Consider the following 19,781-nt stretch of genomic DNA (forward strand, 5'->3'; position numbering starts at 1 on the left):
CTTCGACTCCGGAGGCCCGCATGGCGACCGACCGACCCGCCCCGCTCGGCGACGAGCACGGGGACCGCCCCGGCGACGTACGGGTGGACCGCCTCGCCGAAGAGCGGGTGGACCACCGGTTCAAGGGGCTCCCGCCGGACGCCGAGGGCCTCACGGTCGGCGCGCTCTCCGCGCAGCGCCGCGACCTGTTCACGGGCGGCTTCACCACCCCCGTGCTGGCCCTGTCGGCGGAGTCGCTCACGCACAACCTGGCCCTGCTGGAGACGTACGCCGAGCGCCACGGCCTCGCCTTCGCCCCGCACGGCAAGACCTCCATGTCCCCGCAGCTCTTCGCCCGCCAACTCGCCCACGGCGCCTGGGGCATCACCGCCGCCCTGCCCCACCAGGCCCGCGTCTACCGGGCGTTCGGCATCCAACGGATCTTCCTCGCCAACGAGGTGGTCGACGCGGCGGCGCTGCGCTGGGTGGCCGGCGAGCTGGACCGCGACCCCGACTTCCGCTTCCTCTGTTACGTGGACTCCGTGCGCGGCGTCGCGTTGATGGACGAGGCCCTGCGGGCGGCCGGCGCCACCCGCCCGGTGGAGGTCGTCGTCGAGCTGGGCGCGGGCGAGGGGGCCCGTACCGGAGCGCGTACGGAGGCGGACTGCGCGGCGGTCGCCGACGCGGTGGCCGCCGTGACCACCCTGCGGCTGGCGGGAGTCGCCGGGTACGAGGGCGAGGTGCCCGACGCCGACGCGGACCGGGTGCGGGCCTGGCTGCGCCGACTGGTCGCGCTGGCGGTGGAGTTCGACAAGGCCGGGCGCTTCGCGGGCGCGGAAGGAGAGGCAGGCCCGGACGAGATCGTCGTCAGCGCGGGCGGCAGCGCGTGGTTCGACGCGGTCGCCGACGTCTTCGCCGAGATCCCGGCGCTCTCCCTGCCCGTACGGAAGCTGCTGCGCTCGGGCGCGTACGTCTCGCACGACGACGGCCACTACAGCCGCCTCACCCCCTTCAACCGCGTACCCGAGGAAGGCGCCCTGGAGCCCGCGTTCCGGCTGTGGGCGCAGGTCGTCTCGCGCCCGTCAGCCGAGCAGGCGTTCCTCAACGCGGGCAAGCGGGACGCGGCGTACGACCTGGACCTCCCGCAGGCGCAGGTGATCCGCGACGGCCGGACGGGCGAGGTCAGGCCCGCGACCGGGCTGACCGTGACGGGCCTGTCCGACCAGCACACGTGGGTGTCGACGGACGAGGGCGCGGAGCTGGAGGTCGGCGACTGGGTCGGCCTGGGGCTGTCGCACCCGTGCACGTCGTTCGACAAGTGGCAGCTGATCCCGCTGGTGGAGGCGGACGGCACGGTCACGGACCTGATCCGCACGTTCTTCTGACGGCCCGTCAGGCACGCGGAGCAAGGAAACACGGCAGCGGAACCCGTAACCCGGACCCAGGACCCAGGACCCAGGACCCCAGGAGCGCAGACCATGGACCTCGTCATCCAGGACGTACAGGTCGTCGACGGCACCGGCGGCGCCTCCTACCGCGCGGACGTCGGCCTCACCGGGGGCCGTATCGACGCCATCCGCAGGGAGGACGGCGGCCCCCGCCTGAGCGGCGCGCGCACCCTCGACGCCGCCGGGCTCGCCCTCTCCCCCGGCTTCATCGACATGCACGCGCACAGCGACCTCGCCCTGCTGCGCGACCCCGACCACTCGGCGAAGGCCGCGCAGGGGGTCACGCTGGAGGTGATCGGGCAGGACGGCCTGTCGTACGCGCCCGTCGACGATGCGACGCTCGCGCAGGTCAGGCAGTCCATCACCGGCTGGAACGGCGACGGTTCGGACATCGACTTCGACTGGCGGACGGTCGGCGCGTACCTGGACCGGCTCGACCACGGCTTCGACGGCGCGGGCATCGCGGTCAACGCCGCGTACCTGGTCCCGCAGGGCACCGTCCGTATGTACGCGGTCGGTTGGGACGACCGCCCGGCCACCGCCACCGAACTGGCCCGCATGGAACAGCTGGTGGCCGAGGGCCTGGAACAGGGCGCGGTCGGCATGTCGTCCGGGCTGACGTACACACCGGGCATGTACGCGAACGACTCCGAACTGACCGCGCTGTGCCGGGTGGTGGCGCGGTACGGCGGCTACTACTGCCCGCACCACCGGTCGTACGGCGCCGGCGCGCTCCAGGCGTACGAGGAGATGGTCACGCTCACCCGGCGGGCGGGCTGCGCGCTCCATCTGGCCCACGCCACCATGAACTTCGGCGTCAACGAGGGCAAGGCCCCCGACCTGCTGGCCCTGTTGGACGGCGCGCTGGACGCGGGCGCCGACATCACGCTCGACACCTACCCGTACACCCCCGGCTCGACCACCCTCGCGGCGATGCTGCCCAGTTGGGCGAGCGAGGGCGGCCCCGACAGCGTCCTGGCGCGGCTGCGCGACGACGCCACCGCCGAGAAGATCCGCCACCACATGGAGGTCATCGGGGCCGACGGCTGCCACGGGGTGCCCATCGAGTGGGACACCATCGAGATCTCCGGGGTCTCGGCGCCCGGCCTGGCCTCGTACGTGGGGAGAACCGTCGCGGAGTCGGCGGCCGGGCTCGGGGAGGAGCCCTGGGTCACGGCGCGCAGGCTGCTGGTGGAGGACGGTCTCGGCTCGACGATCCTCCAGCACGTGGGCCACGAGGACAACGTCCGGGAGATCATGCGCCACCCCGTGCACACGGGCGGCAGCGACGGCATCCTCCAGGGCGCCAAGCCGCATCCGCGCGCGTACGGCACGTTCCCGCGGTATCTCGGGCGGTACGTGCGGGAGTTGGGCGTCCTGAGCCTGGAGGAGTGCGTGGCGCACCTGACCTCGCGCCCGGCCGCGCGCCTGCGCCTCCCCGACCGCGGGCTCGTCCGGGAGGGCTACCGCGCGGACCTGGTCCTCTTCGACCCGGCCACGGTCGCGGCCGGCTCGACGTTCGAGGCGCCGCGCACGCCGCCGGTGGGCATCCCGCACGTGCTGATCGACGGCCGCTTCGTGATCGAGGACGGCCGCCGCACGGACACGCTGGCAGGGCGGTCGGTGCGGCGCACGGGGTGAGCCCGCCCGGGGGGGGCGCGTCCGGGCGCGTGTCCGGCGGCGCGTCCGGGGGCACTTCCGGGGAGCACGCCGTACGAATCCTCAGGCCGACGCGAGCCGCAGCACCAACGCGGCGACGGCCAGCACCACGAACACCCCCGCCGGGGCGATCTCGTGGTTCTTGACGCGCAGGTGCGAGACGACAGCCCCGATGAAGTAGAGGAGCACCCCTACCGCGGCCGCCGCGCCGATCAGCGGCACCCACAGGCCCGCGACCAGTCCCAGCGCACCGAGCAACTTCAGGGTGGCCAGCCGCGGAAGCCAGGAGTCCGGGACGCCGACCTCCCGCATACCCGCGACGACCTTCTCGTCGCGTCGGAACGTACCGAAGGCGGAGAGAGTCAGTCCGAGGACGAGCAGCAGGCCGACGACGGCGTAGGCGATGAACACAGGGGCCCCTCTGGAGAAGCTGGAGAAGGTGGACGCGGAGGTGGAGGCGCGGAAGACCCGGCCGCCCCCGCACAACCTGGCGTCGCCAGGAGCGCCGAGGAAGTCCCGGCCGAGGCGGGTACTGGCAGGGCTACGATCGGAAGCCGGACCCGGCGTAGGTTGGCGGGGTGAGTCACAACGAGCTGGGCCTCTTCCTGCGCGCCCGCCGCGAGGCCCTGACACCGGCGCAGGTGGGCCTCCCCGGGGGTAGCCGCCGACGCACGCCCGGACTGCGCCGGTCCGAGCTGGCGATGCTGGCCGGCATCAGCGTCGAGTACCTGGCCCGCCTCGAACAGGGCCGCGACCGCCACCCCTCGCCCCAGGTCCTCGGCGCCCTCGCCGAGGCGCTGCGGCTGACGGACGACGAGCGTTTCGCGCTGATGCGCGCCGAGAAGGCCGCCACCGGCACGTTGGGGCTCTGCCCGGGGGCGGGCAGCGCGCCGGCCCGTACCGTACGGCCCAGCGTGCGCGCCCTGCTCGACCGGCTGGAGCCCACGCCCGCCGTCCTGGTCAACCGGCTGACCGAGGTGCTGGCGTACACGGAGGGGTACGAACGGCTCGTCGCCCCGCTGGGGGTGCTGGACTCCGCCGCACCGAATCTCGCCCGCTACGTGTTCACGGACCGGCGGGCCCGTACGGTCCTGGTGGACTGGGAGCGGGAGGCGGACGCGCTGGTCGCGCGGCTCAGGACGGGCTCCGTACCGGAGGACCACCACCTGGCGTCGTTCGTGGAGGAGCTGTCCGGAGCGGCGGGCGCGCTCTTCACGGACCGCTGGGCGCTCGCGGCCCGGACGCCCGAGAACCCGTTGGCGCAGCGGGTGGCTCATCCCGTGGCGGGCGCGCTCCACCTGACGACCGAGACGCTGGAGCTACCGGGTCTGGACAGCCCGCACCTGGTGGTGCACCTGCCGGCGGACGAGGCCACGTCCGCGGCGCTGGACCGGCTGACGGGGCGGAGGCCGGGGGCGCTGCACGTGGTGGCGGGCTGAGGCACGGCGACGCGACGCGGCGACGCGGGAGCCGTACGACCGAAATGGGCACTGGTGTCCGGGCCGGGTCCCACGAACTTATGACCATCCGGTGAGGACCGGATCCTCCCGCCCCCTCCGCTCGTCTCTCTCCCCGGACGACGCGACGCGACAGCGGGAGTGGTGGGGACGATGGCAGGCACGGGCATTCGACCGGCTCGAACAGCGGGGGTACGGGCAGGGACAGGGGTAGGGGCAGGGGCAGGGGTACGAGCGGAGGGCGGCGTACGGGCCCGGGCCGCCGTGCTCGTCCTGATCGCCGCCGTCCTGGTCACCGGCTGCGGTGGCCAGCGCGCGGACGGCTCCAAGGGGGCGGACGGCTCCGACGGCAAGGGCGGCGGCGTCCGGGTCGACGCACCCCGTACCCCCTCGGCCACACCCAGCACCCCCGCCACCCCGGCCGCTCCCACCCCACCCCCCACACCCCCCACCCCTCCCGGCCAGACCTCCTCCCCCGACCCGAAGCTCCCCCCTCCCCTCGTGAGCATGGACATCGCCCACGCGGTCGAGGGCGGCGGCCGGTCCGTCAACATCACCATCGACGACGGCCCCGACCCCACCTGGACCCCGAAGATCCTGAAGATCCTCCGGGACAACGGCGCCCGCGCGACCTTCTGCATGATCGGCCCGCAGGCCGAGGCCCACCCCGACCTGGTCAAGCGGGTGGTGGCCGACGGGCACCGGCTGTGCGACCACACCGTCACGCACAACACGTCGATGGACCACCGCTCGAAGGCGTACCAGAAGGACCAGATCCTGGTGGCGGCCGGGCAGATCACCCGGGCGTCGGGGGGCGTAAAGCCGCTGTACTACCGGGCGCCGGGCGGCGCGTTCACCCCGTACAGCCGGCAGATCGCCGCGTCGGCGGGCATGCGCCCGCTGGGCTGGAACGTCGACTCGAAGGACTACGAGGAGCCGGGCGTCCACGCCATCACGCACCTCGTGAAGCACGAGCTGGGCAACGGCCCGACCATCCTCTTCCACGACGGCGGCGGCGACCGCGGCCAGACGGCGGCGGCGCTGCGGAAGCTGCTGCCGTGGCTGCGGCACCACGGGTACGGCTTCGGCTTCCCGGTCCGCTGACGGGAGCGCCCTGATGTGTCCGCCCCGTAACCGGTACGGAGCAACGTGGGCAAAAACACGACGCGGCCTTCGTCACCCGGCCGTAAAGTGGCGGACATGCAGGTCATCCAGTCGACGAAGCTCGCCAATGTCTGTTACGAGATCCGGGGCCCGGTCCTGGAGGAGGCGACGCGGCTGGAGGCGGCGGGCCACCGCATCCTCAAGCTGAACACCGGCAACCCGGCGGCGTTCGGCTTCGAGTGCCCCCCGGAGATCCTGGAGGACGTGCTCCGCAACCTCGGGGACGCGCACGGCTACGGCGACGCGAAGGGCCTGCTGTCCGCGCGGCGCGCGGTGATGCAGCACTACCAGACCAAGGGCATCGAGCTGGACGTCGAGGACATCTACCTCGGCAACGGCGTGTCCGAGCTGATCCAGATGTCGATGCAGGCCCTGCTCGACGACGGCGACGAGGTGCTCGTACCGGCCCCTGACTACCCGCTCTGGACGGCGAGCGTGTCGCTGGCCGGGGGCACGGCCGTGCACTACCGGTGCGACGAGCAGGCCGAGTGGATGCCGGACCTCGCCGACATCGAGCGCAAGATCACCGACCGCACGAAGGCGATCGTGATCATCAACCCGAACAACCCGACCGGCGCGGTGTACGGGGACGAGATGCTCGCCTCGCTGACCGAGATCGCTCGCCGCCACAACCTGATCGTCTGCTCGGACGAGATCTACGACCGGATCCTGTACGACGGCGCCACGCACACCCCGACGGCCGCGATCGCGCCCGACCTGCTGACCCTCACCTTCAACGGGCTGTCCAAGAACTACCGCGTCGCCGGTTTCCGCTCCGGCTGGATGGCGGTGTGCGGCCCGAAGGCCCATGCCACGTCGTACATCGAGGGCCTGACGATCCTGGCCAACATGCGGCTGTGCGCCAACATGCCCTCGCAGCACGCGGTGGCCACGGCGCTGGGCGGCCGGCAGTCGATCCAGGACCTGGTGCTGCCGGGCGGCCGGATCCTGGAGCAGCGGGACACGGCGTACGACCTGCTCACCCAGATCCCCGGGGTGACGTGCGTGAAGCCGAAGGGCGCGCTCTACCTCTTCCCGCGGCTCGACCCGAAGGTCTACAAGATCAAGGACGACCGGGAAATGGTCCTCGACCTCCTCCGGGCCGAAAAGATCATGGTGGTCCACGGCACGGGCTTCAACTGGCCGGAACCGGATCACTTCCGCATCGTGACCCTCCCCACCACCCAGGACCTGACGGACGCTGTCACGCGGATCGGCAACTTCCTGGACGGCTACGCGCAGGTGTAGCCGTGGGCGACGGCATCCAGTGGCTCGCGGACCAGGACCACTGGGAGCACGGAGTGGTCTTCGCGCGCGGCATCGGGCCGACGGAACTGGCCGTGCGGATGGGCGGGATCCCGGGATCCCTCGCGTCCCCGCTCACGGAGACGGAGGCGTGGCACCTGGTCCTGGACCTGAGCACGGACGTCGAGGACGTGGTGCGGGTCGGGTCCTCCGGCGACTGGTCCTTCGCCGTCGAGTACGGGATGGGCGACGGCCGCGACAACCCGGCCGAGATCTCCCGGGACGGGGTGGAGGTCATCGTCCTGGAGCCGTCCCCCGACCATCCGCCCCGCACATTCTCCTACTCCAGGGACGGCGTGGTCGTCTGCGGCTTCGGACTGGGCGATGAACTTCGCCGCTGGGGCGAACACCCGTACCTCCTGCTCCCGGACCTGACAGCGGGAGCCACCCTGTATCCGGACGGCCGGTACGCCCGCCCGGATACGGAGCACTACCGCGCCCGCGACCGCCACACCCTGTCCCTCATCGAATCCCACTTCACCCTGTCCCTCCCCCGCGAAGAGGCGAACAACGAACGCCTCCCCGCTTTCGTGGTCGCCCTGTCGACCGAGTGGTGACGGCAGACCGCACGACCGCTGACCCGTACGGCCGACCCCGACGGGGCTCAACTTTAGACCGGATCCAATGTAGGATGGTTTCCTGACGTTGCCAGGAGGCCATCCCATGTACGAACCGATCCGTGCCAAGTCGGTCCACACGATGGCCGACGCCGACTTCCCCCACCGCAGCCGGGAGGAAGAGCTGGACATCCAGCTGGCGGGCCATCTCTCCGCGCTCCTCGCCGTGACCGATGAGCTGGGGCTTGTCGAGGCGGGTGGGGACATCGCGCGGCAGATCGCGCGGCTGCGGGGTGGGGAGCCTGTGCGGCTGTCCCCCGAGGCCGTCCGACCGGCGGAGGAGGGCCACGCCGACGCGGTCGCGGGTACGGGTGCCGATGTCGCGGGTACGGGTGCCGAGGGCGCCGGTCTCGCCGGGGTCGGGCGGGCCGAGCTGCACGCCCGGGCTCTCGCACTGGCCGGGCGGGCCCTCGTCGTCGCCGCCTCGCGGGCCGACACCGCCGCCGCGATCCTGTCCGCCGAGCGCATGGACGCGCACACCGCCGCCCTCGCCGAGCCGCCGGCCACCCCCGGCCGCCGGCTCGTGGGCGCCCACTGACGGCCCCGGTCCGCGGGCCGCGGAGGCGCGCGGGCCGGGTGCCACACACCCGGCCGGACCGGAGTCGGACGGGAGCCAGACCGGAGCTGATCCTGAGCCGATCCGGCTGACGTCCTGAAGGGCGCGCTCCGGTTCCTTACCGGGATGGGCACTTCACCCCCCGTACACCCAACTCCGCCCGGAATGTGGGTTTCCGCGAGCACGCTCGTCGTGTGAAACGCATCCTGGGAATCGTCCTGGCGGTGCTGCTGATCGGCGGCGTGGCAGCAGCCGTCGTGGCAGGCCGAGAGAGCCAAGACACCAGCACGGCAACGAAGACCGTGCGTGGAGTGATCGGGTCGGAGAAGGCGGAGTTCTTCGCCGATCCCGAGGTGGTGAAAGCGCTGGCTGCCCGGGGCTTCACCGTGAAGTCGGAGACCTCCGGCTCCTGGGCCATGGAGGAACTGCCCCTGAAGGGGTACGACTTCGCCTTCCCGTCCTCGAAGGCCCCGGCCGACGAGCTGGTGAGGAAGTACAAGGTGCAGGGCGGCCCCCTGCGCCCCTTCTACTCGCCGCTGGTCGTCGTCGCCCACCGCGGCGCCGCCCGGGTCCTCGCCGACAACGGCCTCGCCACCCTCGACGGCCCGTCCCGCGGCACCCTCCGCATGAAGCCGTACCTCGCGGCGGCCGGTGACGGGCGGACCTGGCAGCAGCTCAAGGGGGCCGCCGCGCATGCCGAGTTGAGCGGCACGGTCTTCATCACCAGCACCGACCCGGAGAGTTCCAGCTCGGGCGCGCTCTACCTCGCCGCCGCCTCCTACGTCGCGGACGGCGGACGCGTCGCCACCGACAAGGCCGCCGTCACCAGGACCGCCCCGCTGCTGAAGAAGCTCATCTCGGTGCAGGGCGCCCAACAGACCAGCTCGGACGCGCCGTTCAGGGACTTCATCAGCGGCGTCGGCAACCCGTTGGTGCTGGTGTACGAGTCCCAGGTCGCCTCGCTGCTGCTCCAGAAGCAGGACGTCGGGGACCTCGTGGTGCTCTACCCGGACACCACCGTCAACAGCGACCACACCCTCGTCCCGCTCACCGCGAACGGCCGGGCCCTGGGCGAACTGCTCTCCACCGACGCCACTTTGCGCGCGCTCGCGGTACGGCACGGCTTCCGCCCGCAGGGCGACGCGGCCGGGTTCACCGCCGCGACCGCCGGCGGCGCCGCCTATCTGAACCAGACACTTTCCGGGGTCCGCCAGGCACCCGTGCCCACCACCGAGGTGCTGCACGACATGGCCCTGCGCGCCCGGTCCTAGCACCACTCCCAGGGGGAAGAAGCACGATGAGCAACGAACTGATCCTCACCCCGCCCGAGCCGGTCGCCCCGGTACGCACCGAGCAGGCCGCGGGGCTCGTACCGCTGGACGACTCCGTGCACGACGAGATGACGCGGCGCGCCGCGGAGTACGTGGGGTCGCTGTCCGGGCTCGACGCGCGCTCGCCCGAGTTCAGCACGCGCGTCGGCGAGATCGCGAACCTCGGCTCCGGCGAGATCCGGGGCGCCGCCCAGCAGTCCAACCGCATGCTGGACCGTACGGTCCGTTCCCTCGCGTCGGGCGGCGAGGACGCGCAGTCGCGCGTGTCGTCGTCCCTGGTCGAACTCCGCCGTACCGTGGAGGACTTGGACCCCCGGGACACCCCGGGCAAGGGCGCCCGGCGGCTGCTCTCGAAGCTGCCCGGCGGCAACAAGCTGCGCGACCACGCGGCCAAGTACGCCTCCTCCCAGTCCACGTTGAACCGGATCGTCGGCTCGCTGCGGGGCGGCCAGGACGAACTGCGGCGCGACAACGCCGCGTTGCACACCGAGCGCAGCCGCCTGTGGGAGACGATGGGCAAGCTCCAGGAGTACGCGGTTCTCACCGCCGCCCTGGACGCGGCCGTCGGCGAGCGCATCGCCGAGGCCGACCTCACGGACCCCGCCCAGGCGGACGCCCTGCGCGCGGACGTGCTCTTCCCGGTCCGCCAGAAGCACCAGGACCTGCTGACGCAACTCGCCGTCTGCGCACAGGGTTACCTGGCGATGGACCTCGTACGGCGCAACAACGAGGAGCTGATCAAGGGCGTCGACCGGGCCGCCACCACCACCGTCTCCGCCCTGCGCATCGCGGTGATGCTGGCCTCGGCGCTGGAGAACCAGCGCAAGGTGACCGAGCAGGTGACCGTCCTGCGGGCGACCACGGAGGACCTGATCCGGGGCAACGCGGAGATGCTCGCCACCCAGAGCGGCGAGATCCAGCGGCTCGCGGCGGAGCCGGCCGTCGGGGCGGAAACGTTGCGCGCGGCCTTCCAGCAGATCTACACCACGCTCGACGCGATCGACACGTACAAGGTCCAGGCGACGGAGTCGATGGCGGCGACGGTCGAGTCGCTGACGACGGAATTGCAGAACGCGAGCGCGCACCTGGAGCGCACACGTTCGGCGGGCGCGCTCGAAGGCGGCGCCCGATGAGACGCCCGCCGTACAGGGGGCCGCTCCTGCGCGCGGCCGTCCATCTCGCCGCGCTCCTGACCGCCGTCACCACCGTCACCGCCTGCTCCTCGGGGGCCACCGGCGGCCCCGACACCACGAGCCGGCCGACCGGCGCACACGGGGACGCCCCGGACACCACGTACCGCAAGGGCACGCTCCGCGTGCTCGCCTCCAGTGAACTGTCCGACATGCAGGGCGTGTTGGACCTGGCGGAGAAGGCGACGGGGGTGAAGGTACGCCCCACCTGGAGCGGCACCCTGGACGCGGCGGACCTGATCGCCTCGGGCGGCGCCGACGGGAAGTACGACGCGGTGTGGCTGTCGTCCAACGACTACCTGCGGCTGAGCCCCGGCGTCTCGCGGCGCCTCACCAACGAGACCCCGATCATGTCCTCGCCCGTCGCCCTCGGCGTCAAGGCGGCGACGGTGAAGCGGCTCGGCTGGCGGCCGGACCAGGTCACCTGGTCCCAGGTGTACGAGGCGGTCGCGGCCGGCAAGCTCACGTACGGCATGACCGACCCCGTTCGGTCCAACTCCGGCTTCTCCGCCCTGATCTCGGTCACCTCCGGTCTCTCCGGCGCGCAGGCGGCGCTCACGGACGCCGATGTGCGGGGCACCACGGGGAAGTTGACGGAGTTCTTCGCCGGCCAGAAACTCACGTCCGGCTCGTCGGGGTGGCTCGCCACCGCGTACACCCGCCACGACACCGTCGACGCCCTCATCAACTACGAGTCGGTGCTGCTGTCCATGAACCGCGACAGCCACACCGGCCTCACCGTGATCCGCCCGAGGGACGGGGTGGTGACCGCCGACTACCCCTTCACGCTCCTCACGTCGGCGCCGCGGGAGGCGCGGGAAGCGGGCCAGGCCCTCACCACGTACCTGCGCGGCCCGGAGGCCCAACGGGCCCTGACGGAGGAGACGTTCCGCCGCCCGGTCGTCCCCTCGGTGAAGCCGGCCGCGGGCCTGGCCACCGACAAGCGCCGCGAACTCCCCTTCCCCGGAAGCCGATCGGTCGCGGACGGGCTGCTGGACGCGTACGAGAACCAACTGCGCCGCCCTTCGCGCACGGTGTACGTACTGGACACGTCCGGCTCGATGGAGGGCGGGCGCCTCGCCCGGCTGAAGGCCGCGCTGACCACCCTGACCGGCACGGGCGACTCGCCGACCGGCGACCGCTTCCGCGACCGGGAGGAGGTGACCTTCATGCCGTTCGGGGCGGAGGTGAAGGAGGTCACGAGCCACACCGTCGCCCCCGGCGACCCGTCGGCGGCACTGGACGCGATCCGCGCGGACGCCGCGTCCCTCACGGCGTCCGGCGAGACAGCGATCTACAGCAGCCTGGAGGAGGCGTACGCGCGCCTCGGGCAGGGCAGCACGGACACGTTCACCTCGATCGTGCTGATGACGGACGGCGAGAACACCACGGGCACGAGCGCCAAGGACTTCGACGCCTTCTACGCGCGGCTCCCGGCCGCGCGGCGCACCACACCGGTCTTCCCGATCGTCTTCGGCGACTCGGACCGGGGCGAACTGAACCACATCGCGGAACTCACCGGCGGGCGGCTCTTCGACGCCACGCGAGGTTCCCTGGACGGGGCATTCGAGGAGATCCGTGGCTACCAGTAGAGCGCTCGCGTTCCTCGAATCCCGCAAGAACCTCACCGGCAGCGCGTGCGGACTGGTGGGCCTGGCGGGCACGTTCACCGGAGTGGCCGGCACCTACTGGCCGTTGATCGTCGCGGGCCTGTACGGCGCTGGCGCGCTGATCGCCCCGCCGGAACGCCCCCGGACCCCGGCCTTCGACGACACGGCGGAACAACTCACCACCCTCCGGACGGACTTCACCACGCTCACCGCCTACCTGACCGAGGTGGACCTCCCTCCCGCGGCGGCCGGCCGCCTGACCGAACTGACAGAGGTCCTGGCCGCCCTCCTGGAACCAGGCTGGGTGGCGGACGCTCTCACGCAGGACCCGGAGGCGGTGCACGCCCTGTCGCGGGCGATCCGCCAGGACATCCCGGAGTCGGTGGACACGTACGTACGCACCCGCTGGTGGACCCGCCTCCAACCCACCACGGACCCCCCGGAACGCCACTTGGAACGCCAACTGACCGTCCTGTACGACGAATCCCGCACCCTGGCGACAGCCCTGCGCGAGGCGGAATCCCGCCGCCAGGAAACCCACACCCGCTACCTGGAGGACCGCCACAAGTCCCCGTGAGGGCCGCGCGGTCCGTGGTCTTGCCGCCGCCCGGCGCGATCGGCTCGACCACGAGCGGCGGCGTCGAGCGCAACGTGCAACCGGTACGAGGCGCGCCCGTGACGTACCCCCTTCACTCCTCCTCCAGCGGAACGCTCCCGCCCAGCCCCAACAACACCCGCTCCAGGAGCCGCCGGTAGGCCGACTCGGGCGGATCGGCCGTGACCGCGAAGACCAGCCCCTTCCCGGTGTGCGTCGGAACGACCCCCCACCCCGGCGCGAGCAGGTCGAGTAACTCCAGCCCCCGCCCATGGCTGTCCCACGCGGTGTGCGGGCGCCGCCGGGGCTCGGCCTTGCTGCGGTCGTGCACCTCGATCTGGACCGAACCCCGCACGGGCGAGTGGCAGATGAGGTCGAACCCACCACCGCCGGCGTGCAGCACGGCGTTGGTGGCGGTCTCGCTCACCAGCAGCTTGACGGTGTCGTGGTCCACCCACGGGTACGGCGCGTACACACGCCCCGCAAGCGCCCGCGCCTCCCCCACCGCGACAGCGGAACTGGGGTAGCGCTCGACCGCCAGTACGTATCCACGCTGATCCACCACTCGTACCTCCGGTAGGGGTCATGCCGGCCGTCGGGCGCGCATGACGGATGGGTGCGCATCCCGGGCGTCTCGCACTGGGGCGCGCCTTCAGCATGAGTCGCGCGACTAGTCGCGCGCAAGCAGAACCTGAGAAGTAGCTCGGACGAGTCATTCGCGTGGGTCTGCGCGCTACGCTGCTGCCCTCGGACGTCATGCCACCCGGAGGGACACCGGTGCCCGTCAGCGTGAACACCAACGCGATCTTCGCCATGCGAAAGGTCGGCGGGGAGCTCGCACGACTGCGCGAGCACGCGCGCCTCCGGCAGGACGACATCGCGGTACGCCTGGCGTGCTCGCGGCACAACATCAGCAAGATCGAACGCGGCAAGGCGTTCCCGAGCCCCGACCAGCTCGAACAGATGCTGGATGCGTACAAGGCGAGCATCGATGAACGCGCCGCCCTGAGGGCCGCGATCGACCAGGGCCGGTCGTTCGGCCGAGCCTGGTACGAACGCCCGGAGATCCAGGCCGTGTTCACGGCGGACTCGTACCGCTACCTCTACCTTGAGGACGCGGCGGAGAAGATCTTCTGCCACAGCGGCACGTACGTACCAGGGCTCCTCCAGACCAGGGACTACGTAGCCGCACTCGTCGAGTTCGGGCAACAGCACGAGGGCACCGAGCACCGCGAGATCTTCATCGACGTGCGCCAGAAGCGACAGGGTGTACTCACCCGAGAACATCCCGCTGCCCTGGACGCGTTGTGCCTTGAGTCGGCCTTGAGGGCCGTCGTCGGCGGACGGGACGTCATGCGGGCCCAGTTGGACCACATGCTGATGTCCGTCAAACGACAGAACGTCAACCTGCGCGTGATTCCGTTCGAGGCGGGCGCGGCCAGCGTCTCCAGCACACCTTTCTCCGTCCTTGACTTTCCCGGCGTCGAACACCGCAGTGTGGTCTCGTCCGAGATGCAACGGGGCGACTCCGTGACCGATGAAGCGGCGGCGATCCGGCATGCACGACGGAGGTACGCCGACCTGGCGGCCTTCGCCCTGAGCCCCGTACTCACCGTTCAGCTCATCGAAGAGATCAAGAAAGAACTGTCGTGACAGTCGAATCGAAGTCGGACCTGTACGAGCAGCCTCTCCACGGCGACTGGCAGAAGTCCGCGTTCAGCAGCGGTTCAAGCGAGAATTGCGTCCTCATCATGCCGATCGACGGCGGCGTCGCCTTCGGCGACTCCAAGCACCGCGCCCGCGACGGCGCACTCCGCTTCACCGACAAGGAAATGCTGGCCCACATACTCGCCGTCAAAGCCGGCCAGTACGACCACCTCATCCCCGACGGCACCGAACTCTGAGCAAACGGACCACCACGACCAAGACCGTGCCGGTCGAAAGGGAAGTTCGATGAGCGGCCCCAAGGACACCCTCTACTCCGCACCGCTCGACGGCGAGTGGGAGAAGTCCGCGTTCAGCAACGGCTCGGGAGACGCCTGCGTCCTCGTCATGCCGATCGAGGGCGGCGTCGCCTTCGGCGACTCCAAACACCGCAACCTCGACGGCGCACTCCGCTTCACCGACAAGGAAATGCTGGCCCACATACTCGCCGTCAAGGCAGGCCAGTACGACCACCTCATCCCCGACGACACCGAACTCTAGGCCCTGTCTTACGGATCTCGAGCCCCGCGGCCCGCAGGTATCCGGTGGCCGCCTTCTCTTCGGAGTCCGTACCGTAGGTGGAATGGCACAGAGCACTGCGGACCCGGCGGCAATCACGCCCGAGATGGCCACCCAAATCCGCACCTGGCGAGTAGATGAAGGCCGGACATGGCGTTCCGTAGCCCGCGCGGCGACCGACCTGTGGGGCTCGGAGTGGGGTAGCGCTCAGATCTACGGCCGTGACCTCTGCGTGGCCGCGGCGAGGATGAGGGGCGAAGACCCCGACCTGGAGCCGTGGAACTAACGTCCGCCGGACGGCTGGTGCGCGGGAAGAGCCCGGGATGAGTGGGCCCGGTCCGCCAGGGCCAAGAGCGGTGGGTGCGCGGTCGATCAACCCACCACACGAGCGCCCGGTGGCGTCGACCGGATCCCGTGGTCGGAAAGGACGGCCTAGCTGAGCAAGGCCGCCACCGTCATCGCGGTGGTGATCGAGTTGACGGCGATGTGCAGGTAGACCGAGACGCGTACCGACCCTGTCCTCCGTACGACAAGACCCATCACGCTCTGCACGACGAAGACGAACACCACCAACTCCGGCTCCCAGAAGTGGGTGGCGGCGAAGAGCGCCGCGCCGGTGACCGCGGCGGTCACCGGCCCGGTGGGCAGGCGTGCCATCAGGTGGCCCCGGTAGTAGAGCTCCTCGGCGACCGGGCTCAGCACACAGTCCCCGACGATGTTCAGCAGCAGGGCGACAACGGCCACCGTGGTGCTGAAGTGCGCCAGATCGTCGTTGCCGGACCGCATCCAGTCCGGCAGGTCCTCGAACACATGGTGTTCCAGGAAACCCGAGACCGGACTCAGTACCGCCAGCGTCACAGCGGTGAAGGCGATCAGCGCCACAACGAGCGGAACCAACCGCTGTACGGGCAGCTTCCGCCGGAAGCCGACCGAGGCGGCGACCGCCTCCCTCAGCGACCGGCCTCGCCCCCGCCCCCGCCGTACCAGATAGGCGAACTCGAAGGGCGTCACCAGCACCAGCCCGGCAAGGGTGAATCCGAGCGAGTCCGGCAGTCCCAGGCCCTCGGTCAAGGGCCGGAAGATCACGCACCCGGCGAAGAACAGCACCCCGGGCAGTAGATGCAGACCCACGGCGACGGGCCGGCGGTACGGCTCGGGCGCCTCGGCGGGCAGGACGGCCGAGGCGTCCACGGGTATCGACGAACCAACGGACATGACGCGCTTCGCTCTCGCTCGGACCGCGCGACACGCACACCAACACAGGTCGCGACAGCCAGGAATCGCCGCTCCCCTCCTCCCCCAGGAGGGCGGGACGCTGAGGCTGCCAGCATTCCCGACGGCACCCCCGCGACTCCATGACGCTTCCCGGCTTCCCCAGGTGGGGATAGCCCTACCGAGGGGAGCGCGGCGGAGTCGGGCTGCCCGTTGTTGTCAGTCGGTTGTCAGCGTTCTCAGGAAGTCCTGGAAAGTGTCGACGCCGCTGCCGGTCAAGGGCGCGCCGTGGGCGAAGCCGACCGCGTGGAGGTTGTCCGGGATACGGGCGAGGCTGCCCGGGCGCAGGGCCGGGTCGGCGGCCAGGGCGGCGGGGCCGAGGGCCAACTCGCCGCGGTTGAAGGCGGCGTCCCCCATGAGCACGGTGCGGGTGGGTTCGTGGAACAGGACGACGTGGCCGGGCGTGTGCCCAGGTGTGTGGATGACGCGGAGGCCTCCGCTGCCTTCGACCAGTTCTCCGTCGGCCAGGGTGCCGTCGGCAGGGACGGGGGTCCAGTGGAGTTTCGGCACCCGGTCGATGAGGCGGCCGAGGGCACCGGAGCGGCCTTCGGCCGGGACGCGGCCGGCTTCCAGCCAGGCACGGTCCGCCTCGTGGATGAGTATCCGCGCGCCGGTGCGGCGGCGCAGTTCGGCGGCGCCCTGGACGTGGTCGGGGTGGGCGTGGGTGATCACGATGCGGCGGATGTCGGAGGGGTGGTGCCCGAGTGCGGCGGCGGTGTCCAGCAGGGCGCCGGGGGCTTTGGCCCAGCCGACGTCGACGAGGGTGAGGCCGTCGTCGCCTTCGACGAGGAAGGCGTGGTCGCGTTTGGTGGTGGCGATCTGGGTGATGCCGGGGGCGAGTTGGGTGTGCATGGGGGTCCTTGAGAGGTGGGAGGGGGAACGGTGCTCGGCGACGAGGGAGGGTGGGGTGGTGGTCGTGCCTCGCCGGGACGGGGACATGGGGGGTGCCTCGCAGTTCGTGGTGGTCAGTCGAGGGCGCCGCGCACCGGTGCGGCGAGCAGGTGCACCAGGCGGTCGAGATCCGGCTGCGCTTCGAGGTCCAGGACGAGTCGTTCGATCTCCGCGGCCCGGTCGGCGTCGACGACGCGGGCGGTCAGCGCCCGGTACTTCTCGCGGATCTCGGTGTTCGTGAGCGGGTCGTCGGGTCCGCCGTGCGGCTGGTTGAGGGTCCGGGTGAGGGACGCGCCGCCGCGCAGGGTCACGGTGACGCGCGTGTTGTAGCCGGGCCGGTCCCACGACGGGTCCTGCCGCTCGTCGACCCGCTTCACCTCGGTACGGCGGATCACGTCCCACACGTCGTCGGCGTCGATCCGGCGGGGCAGGAACTGTTCGGGCCGCACATGACCGTCCAGGAGCGCGACGGCGGTGGCGTAGGCGATGTTCATCTGGGCGCCGACGGTGGTCAGCGGCCGTTCCGGCGGCCACCAGCCGTGGTGGTGGATGGCCTCCGGAACCTCGATCCGGACGGCCTCGATGTCGTCGGCGCCCAGCCCTCGATCGGCGCCCAGCCCGCGGCCGGCGGTCAGCCTGCGGTCGGCGGTCAGCCTGCGGTCGGCGGTCAGGGCGATGGCGGCGTCGATCGCGGGGTGCAGACCGCCCATCGCCGCGTGGATCTTCACCGTGATCTTCTCGGTGTTCCACGTCCGGCCCAGCTCCTTGGTGATCTGGGCGGGATCGGGGTGGTGGCCCTCGCCGAACGTGGAGAGGAAGCCGCCGTACGGCCGCTCGAAGACCCGCTTGATGCCCGTGTACCCGCCGTGGGCGAGCCCCGCGGCGTAGTAGCCGTTACGGGAGGCGAGGCCGTGGTGCATGCGCTTGGACATCGCCTCGTACTGCGCGGCCATCAGTCCGGCCGACTGGGTGCCGGCCAGGCCGAGCGCGTCCTCGAACTGCGCGGCGCTCAGACCGCGCAGCGCGCCGCAGGCGGCCGCCGCGGCGTGGGTGCCGAAGACGGACCCGGAGTGCCAGCCGCGCGCGAGCATCTCGGGGCCGTTCAGTGCCCTGCCCACCCGGGTGCCGGTCTCGAAGCCCAGCACCGTCGCGCGCAGGAACTCCGCGCCGCTCACGGGGCCCGCCTGCGCGGCGGTGGACAGGAGCGCGGGCAGCACGAGGGAGGCGCTGTGCAGGGGCGCGGCCGGGTAGTAGTCGTCGAGCTCGAAGCCCTGGATGAAGGTGCCGTTCAACACGGCGGCGGCCGGGGCGCCGGTGGTACGTCCCCAGCCGATGACCGGCACGTCCCCGGTGCCCTCCAGCGCCAGGACGGCCCGGACCGCGGTGCGCGACCAGGGGAGTTGGGCGCCGATCAGCGCGCAGGCCAGGCCGTCGAGCACCAGGTGTGCGGCCCGCTCGCGTACCGGGGCGGGGATGTCGGCCGACGTGGTGGTGGCCAGCCAGCCGGCCAGCTGCCCGGTGGGGCCTTCGGGGGCGCTGGGGGCGCGGGGGTCGCTGGGCTGTCGGGTGGTCGTCCGAGCCGGTACGGACACCGCGCTCACCTCCTCGTCGTAGGCCCCGGTGGGGCGGACGTACGGCCCTGCGGCCCCCCGAATCACCGTACATTCTAATTTATAACATCTAGTTTCGCGCGATCCCTGGGTACGATGACGACGTGGCCCTCCATCGAACCTCCCTCCCCCGTACCGCCGAGGCCGTGGCTCTCTTGGAGCTTCGGGAGGCGATCGTCCGGGGCGACCTGGCCCCCGGGGCGCCGATCCGCCAGAGCGCGGCAGCCGAGGAGCTGGGGCTGAGCGTCATCCCGGTCCGGGAGGCCCTCAAGACCCTGGCCGGGGAGGGGATCGTCACGTACGTCCCGCAGCGCGGCTACACCGTCACCGAACTCGACCCGCGCGGCGTGGAGGGCATCTTCCGGGTCAGGGAACTCCTGGAGGGCGAGGCCGAGGCGAACGCCGCCGCCCGGATGCGGCCCGAGGACATCGCCGCGCTGCGCGGCGCCCTGGACGCCCAGCGCGCCGCGGTCGCCGCGACGGACGTGCAGGGCGTGATCACCGGCAACCGGCGGTTCCACTTCGCGCTGCTCAACCGCTGCGACAACGAGTGGCTGCTGCGCTTCGTGACCCAGTTGTGGGAGGCGCTCGAACCGCACCGCGCCCTGTCCTACCGACGCGGAGCCGCCGCCGGAGACTATGCACGCGCCGAGGCGATCCTCGCCGAACACGACGCCATCGCCACCGCCTTCGAGAACGCCAGAATCCCCGACGCCTTGCGCCTGCTGGCCGAACACCGCTCGGGGGGCCTAGCCGACTTCCAACGCCTGCTCACCCCGGCCGAACAGAACAAGTAGGAGAGCAGCCCGCCGACGGCGGAAGCGGGGACGACTCAAAGCGGGCCGGCGCTTCACGAGGCACGAAGACCGCGACC

Annotated in this window: 20 protein-coding genes; 15 read left to right on the plus strand and 5 right to left on the minus strand. The window is 71.6% G+C overall.

The window, feature by feature from the left end:
* Positions 1–20: 20 nt before the first annotated feature.
* Both HA039_RS11850 and HA039_RS11855 read left to right on the plus strand, forming a co-directional pair.
* Positions 21–1,364, plus strand: a complete 1,344-nt coding sequence (locus HA039_RS11850; protein WP_167027852.1) for an alanine racemase — start codon at positions 21–23, stop codon at positions 1,362–1,364.
* 93 nt (positions 1,365–1,457) lie between these two features.
* Positions 1,458–3,068 carry an N-acyl-D-amino-acid deacylase family protein gene (locus tag HA039_RS11855; protein WP_167027855.1) on the plus strand — a complete coding sequence of 537 codons (1,611 nt, stop codon included), beginning with the start codon at positions 1,458–1,460 and terminating at the stop codon, positions 3,066–3,068.
* Positions 3,069–3,149: 81 nt separating this feature from the next.
* On the opposite strand, the gene HA039_RS11860 is transcribed toward HA039_RS11855, so the two are convergent.
* On the minus strand, positions 3,150–3,497 hold the full coding sequence (locus HA039_RS11860) for a DoxX family protein (RefSeq protein ID WP_167027858.1): 348 nt from the start codon (positions 3,495–3,497) through the stop codon (positions 3,150–3,152).
* A gap of 167 nt (positions 3,498–3,664) precedes the next feature.
* Here HA039_RS11860 and HA039_RS11865 point away from each other — a divergent pair, with 167 nt between their 5' ends.
* The 9 genes from HA039_RS11865 (at position 3,665) to HA039_RS11905 (ending at position 12,893) form a co-directional block, all read left to right on the plus strand.
* Positions 3,665–4,525 carry a helix-turn-helix domain-containing protein gene (locus tag HA039_RS11865; protein ID WP_167027861.1) on the plus strand — a complete coding sequence of 287 codons (861 nt, stop codon included), beginning with the start codon at positions 3,665–3,667 and terminating at the stop codon, positions 4,523–4,525.
* A 282-nt stretch (positions 4,526–4,807) separates the two neighbouring features.
* Positions 4,808–5,647, plus strand: coding sequence for a polysaccharide deacetylase family protein (locus HA039_RS11870; protein ID WP_243869361.1), 840 nt, complete (start codon positions 4,808–4,810; stop codon positions 5,645–5,647).
* Between the two features lie 96 nt (positions 5,648–5,743).
* Positions 5,744–6,955: a pyridoxal phosphate-dependent aminotransferase gene (locus tag HA039_RS11875; RefSeq protein ID WP_167027867.1), complete on the plus strand. Its 1,212-nt coding sequence runs from the start codon at positions 5,744–5,746 to the stop codon at positions 6,953–6,955.
* Positions 6,956–6,957: 2 nt separating this feature from the next.
* On the plus strand, positions 6,958–7,569 hold the full coding sequence (locus HA039_RS11880) for a hypothetical protein (protein WP_167027870.1): 612 nt from the start codon (positions 6,958–6,960) through the stop codon (positions 7,567–7,569).
* 106 nt (positions 7,570–7,675) lie between these two features.
* The gene (locus HA039_RS11885; RefSeq protein WP_167027873.1) at positions 7,676–8,167 is read left to right on the plus strand and encodes an SCO4983 family protein; all 492 of its coding nucleotides are present in this window, start codon (positions 7,676–7,678) and stop codon (positions 8,165–8,167) included.
* Between the two features lie 185 nt (positions 8,168–8,352).
* Positions 8,353–9,456 (plus strand): substrate-binding domain-containing protein, encoded by a 1,104-nt coding sequence (locus HA039_RS11890; RefSeq protein WP_208298596.1) that lies wholly within the window; start codon positions 8,353–8,355, stop codon positions 9,454–9,456.
* 26 nt (positions 9,457–9,482) lie between these two features.
* A complete protein-coding gene (locus HA039_RS11895) occupies positions 9,483–10,649 on the plus strand; it encodes a toxic anion resistance protein (protein WP_167027876.1) in 1,167 nt (388 codons plus the stop codon).
* A complete protein-coding gene (locus HA039_RS11900) occupies positions 10,646–12,298 on the plus strand; it encodes a substrate-binding and vWA domain-containing protein (protein ID WP_167027879.1) in 1,653 nt (550 codons plus the stop codon). The genes HA039_RS11895 and HA039_RS11900 overlap by 4 nt, the downstream gene beginning before the upstream one ends.
* Positions 12,285–12,893, plus strand: coding sequence for a hypothetical protein (locus HA039_RS11905; protein ID WP_167027882.1), 609 nt, complete (start codon positions 12,285–12,287; stop codon positions 12,891–12,893). Before HA039_RS11900 ends, HA039_RS11905 begins: the two co-directional genes overlap by 14 nt.
* 112 nt (positions 12,894–13,005) lie before the next feature.
* Here HA039_RS11905 and HA039_RS11910 read toward each other — a convergent pair whose 3' ends face one another.
* Complete coding sequence (locus tag HA039_RS11910) at positions 13,006–13,473, minus strand: ATP-binding protein (protein WP_208298597.1); 468 nt, start codon at positions 13,471–13,473, stop codon at positions 13,006–13,008.
* A gap of 215 nt (positions 13,474–13,688) precedes the next feature.
* On the opposite strand from HA039_RS11910, the gene HA039_RS11915 reads away from it, so the two are divergent.
* From HA039_RS11915 to HA039_RS11925, 3 genes are read left to right on the plus strand one after another with little or no spacing between them, the layout of a single operon-like run.
* The gene (locus HA039_RS11915) at positions 13,689–14,564 is read left to right on the plus strand and encodes a helix-turn-helix domain-containing protein (RefSeq protein ID WP_167027885.1); all 876 of its coding nucleotides are present in this window, start codon (positions 13,689–13,691) and stop codon (positions 14,562–14,564) included.
* On the plus strand, positions 14,561–14,815 hold the full coding sequence (locus HA039_RS11920; RefSeq protein WP_167027888.1) for a DUF397 domain-containing protein: 255 nt from the start codon (positions 14,561–14,563) through the stop codon (positions 14,813–14,815). The genes HA039_RS11915 and HA039_RS11920 overlap by 4 nt, the downstream gene beginning before the upstream one ends.
* 49 nt (positions 14,816–14,864) lie before the next feature.
* Positions 14,865–15,116 carry a DUF397 domain-containing protein gene (locus tag HA039_RS11925; protein WP_167027891.1) on the plus strand — a complete coding sequence of 84 codons (252 nt, stop codon included), beginning with the start codon at positions 14,865–14,867 and terminating at the stop codon, positions 15,114–15,116.
* 450 nt (positions 15,117–15,566) lie between these two features.
* Here HA039_RS11925 and HA039_RS11930 read toward each other — a convergent pair whose 3' ends face one another.
* The 3 genes from HA039_RS11930 to HA039_RS11940 form a co-directional block, all read right to left on the minus strand.
* Complete coding sequence (locus HA039_RS11930; protein WP_167027894.1) at positions 15,567–16,349, minus strand: CPBP family intramembrane glutamic endopeptidase; 783 nt, start codon at positions 16,347–16,349, stop codon at positions 15,567–15,569.
* A 216-nt stretch (positions 16,350–16,565) separates the two neighbouring features.
* Entirely contained in the window at positions 16,566–17,258 is a 693-nt protein-coding gene (locus HA039_RS11935; RefSeq protein ID WP_167027897.1) for an MBL fold metallo-hydrolase, read from the minus strand.
* 113 nt (positions 17,259–17,371) lie between these two features.
* Positions 17,372–18,889 carry an MmgE/PrpD family protein gene (locus tag HA039_RS11940; RefSeq protein WP_167027900.1) on the minus strand — a complete coding sequence of 506 codons (1,518 nt, stop codon included), beginning with the start codon at positions 18,887–18,889 and terminating at the stop codon, positions 17,372–17,374.
* Positions 18,890–19,011: 122 nt separating this feature from the next.
* On the opposite strand from HA039_RS11940, the gene HA039_RS11945 reads away from it, so the two are divergent.
* On the plus strand, positions 19,012–19,704 hold the full coding sequence (locus HA039_RS11945; RefSeq protein WP_167027903.1) for a GntR family transcriptional regulator: 693 nt from the start codon (positions 19,012–19,014) through the stop codon (positions 19,702–19,704).
* The last annotated feature ends 77 nt before the right edge of the window (positions 19,705–19,781 follow it).

It is taken from the genome of Streptomyces liangshanensis (genome assembly GCF_011694815.1).
In the GTDB taxonomy this organism is placed as follows: domain Bacteria; phylum Actinomycetota; class Actinomycetes; order Streptomycetales; family Streptomycetaceae; genus Streptomyces; species Streptomyces liangshanensis.